This window comes from Mesorhizobium sp. M4A.F.Ca.ET.020.02.1.1 (assembly GCF_004022645.1).
Lineage (GTDB): Bacteria > Pseudomonadota > Alphaproteobacteria > Rhizobiales > Rhizobiaceae > Mesorhizobium.
Genome location: NZ_RZOI01000820.1, coordinates 1 through 2,501, shown reverse-complemented (window position 1 = coordinate 2,501; position 2,501 = coordinate 1). Strand labels below are relative to the sequence as shown.

Below are 2,501 nucleotides of genomic sequence, written 5' to 3'. Positions count from 1 at the left end.
CGTGAACCCGACATGTCTTCTGCCGCTGTCGGGTTTCGCCCTATCACTCTTGAGAGCTTGGACGGCTCGCCTGTGATTAGACTGGCCTCGGTCCTCGAGCAGTGGCAGTTTGGCGCCAGTTCGAAAGCGCGAACTCCACGGCTTGGTCCTCGTGCCGCCACCGCCGCGTGTGGATTCTTGCCCCGGAGTCATAATTCGCCTCCCGGTTGCCAACGGCGGCATTGCGCTCGATCCGCGTGGCGTTGAGCCCCGACAGCACGTAATGCTGCACCAATTAGCGGATGCCCGTCGCTGGCTCCACTTCTCCAGCCAAGCGTCGAACGACGCTACCTGCCCACGTTCGAGCGCGACCGCGGAATCGCAGTCTGCCGAACGTCAGCCGTTGCGAAAGGTGTAGCCGTACCCGTTGATCGCCGGCGCGCCGCCTAGATGTGCGTAGAGGACCCTCGATCCATCTGGAAAGAAGCCCCTCTGGACGAGGTCGATCATCCCTTGCATCGATTTGCCCTCGTAAACGGGATCGGTAATCATGCCCTCGAGCCGCGCGCACAGACGGATTGCCTCTTTGGTTTCCTCCGATGGAACGCCATAACCCGGGTACGCGTAGTCCTTGAACAACACCACGTCTTCCTCGACAATTTCCGCTCCGAGGTGGACGAGCTTCGCTGTATTTCGGGCGATGCCAAGCACCTGCGCCTTGGTCTTGGCGGGCATGGCGGAGGCATCGATACCGATCACGTTGCGCTGTCGACCATCCTTGGCGAACCCGACGAGCATGCCGCCGTGGGTTGAACCAGTCACCGTACAGACGACGATATAGTCGAAGGCAAACCCAAGCTGCTCTTCCTGGGCACACACCTCCTCAGCGAACCCCACATAGCCCAGGCCGCCGTATTTGTGGACAGAGGCGCCGGCAGGTATCGCATATGGCCTGCCGCCCCTTGCCTTGACCTCATAAAGTGCCTTTTCCCAGCTGCGGCGGATGCCGATGTCAAAGCCCTCGTCAACCAGGCGCACCTCTGCCCCCATGATGCGGCTCAAGAGGATATTGCCGACCCGGTCGTAGACGGCATCATCATGTGGGACCCAGCTCTCCTGGACCAGGAGGCATTTCATGCCGATCTTGGCGGCGACCGCAGCGACCATGCGCGTATGGTTGGACTGCACGCCACCGATTGTGACGAGCGTATCGGCATCTGACGCGATCGCGTCGGGCACAATGTATTCGAGCTTGCGCAGCTTGTTTCCGCCGAACGCGAGACCGGAGTTGCAGTCCTCGCGTTTGACGTAGATTTCCACCTTGTCGCCCAGATGCTTGCCGAGGCGGTCGAGCCTCTCGATCGGCGTGGGTCCAAAGGTGAGCGGATAACGTTCGAATTTTTCCAGCATGCTATCTCCAGCAAAAAAGTACCTGAACCGGCTACGCACCGGTCAGCCCAAGGGTATGTGTGATCAAAGACACCCGTCTTTCGAAGCGGGTGCAGAAGTCGTTCATCGGTAGTGCAGCACCGAGTTTGTCATTGCGACAAGCACACCGCATCCGGCGTGCTGCGATGACTCTTATGTGCCTAATCGACCAACCACCCGCATCTCCCGGCCTAAGGACAAACCGAATGTGGTCGCGTGTTAGCCGAACACAGATTCCCTATACGATCAGCTCAGTCATCAGAGGGGGACCAAAATTGGTGTGGGTCTGAGCACTGATCCTGTCATCCGCGCATCAAAGCAGCAGCACATGCTGGGTAATTGACTTAGCTCGGACACAGCTGAAAATTTCATTCCGCAGCTGATCAGAGTTCAGACGACTGATACCCGAGCTTTCCTGGAACCATCGGCATGCTGGCCCCTGTGGCGAGTTCCACGAGCGCGGCTAGACTGCCAGATCAGAAAGAGCACGCTGCCGAAATAGCAGGCCTGAAGCAGCAGCGAACAGGCCAGCGTCGTGACGACTGCCAGACGGAGCGAATCCAAAGCGACGTAAACAATCAAAGCATTGCTGCACAGGACCAGCCCCAGGAGCCGACAAAAGGATGTGAAGTGCAACGCCGTTCTCCTGGTTTTTCGGCCTGATCATGCTGCGAGCTCGTCGGCCGCAACATGGGTCTGGCAGTTCTTGGGGCAGACGCGGGCGCAGGCTCCGCAGCCGATGCAGCGGCCAGCATTGTCGACAACCATGATCATGCGATTGAGCTCGCCATCGAAATCGTCGTCCTCGTCATCGCAGGGGCCGAGGATTTCACCCGCGTCATTGACACCGTGAAGATGCATGACATCGCGCGAGCAGACCTTGAAACAACGGCCGCAGCCGATGCAGGTCTTGCTATCGATGAAGGTCAGGTACGACGGCATCCAAATGGAGCCGTCACGGGTGGTGAATGTGCGCATCATCCTAAATTCTTCATTGAAGCGAGTTCTCTCTTGGCAACATCCAACTCGGCATAAACGGCGTGGGTTTTCTCGGCGACTTCCTGTATGTCGGCCCACTTGCCCGGCAGACCCTC

The 2,501-nt window shown here is 58.7% G+C and carries 4 protein-coding genes; all 4 read right to left on the bottom strand.

Going from position 1 to position 2,501, the window contains the following annotated elements; genetic code table 11:
• Positions 1-375: 375 nt before the first annotated feature.
• The 4 genes from EN742_RS31630 to EN742_RS31615 all read right to left on the bottom strand — a co-directional run bounded on the left by EN742_RS31630 (position 376) and on the right by EN742_RS31615 (position 2,474).
• Entirely contained in the window at positions 376-1,389 is a 1,014-nt protein-coding gene (locus EN742_RS31630) for a 1-aminocyclopropane-1-carboxylate deaminase (protein WP_128333708.1), read from the bottom strand.
• Between the two features lie 408 nt (positions 1,390-1,797).
• Positions 1,798-1,989: an exopolysaccharide production repressor protein gene (locus EN742_RS31625; RefSeq protein WP_268931991.1), complete on the bottom strand. Its 192-nt coding sequence runs from the start codon at positions 1,987-1,989 to the stop codon at positions 1,798-1,800.
• Positions 1,990-2,070: 81 nt separating this feature from the next.
• Positions 2,071-2,388, bottom strand: coding sequence for a ferredoxin III, nif-specific (fdxB, locus tag EN742_RS31620; protein WP_128333706.1), 318 nt, complete (start codon positions 2,386-2,388; stop codon positions 2,071-2,073).
• Positions 2,385-2,474 (bottom strand): hypothetical protein, encoded by a 90-nt coding sequence (locus EN742_RS31615; protein ID WP_245492441.1) that lies wholly within the window; start codon positions 2,472-2,474, stop codon positions 2,385-2,387. The genes fdxB and EN742_RS31615 overlap by 4 nt, the downstream gene beginning before the upstream one ends.
• Between the last annotated feature and the right edge of the window lie 27 nt (positions 2,475-2,501).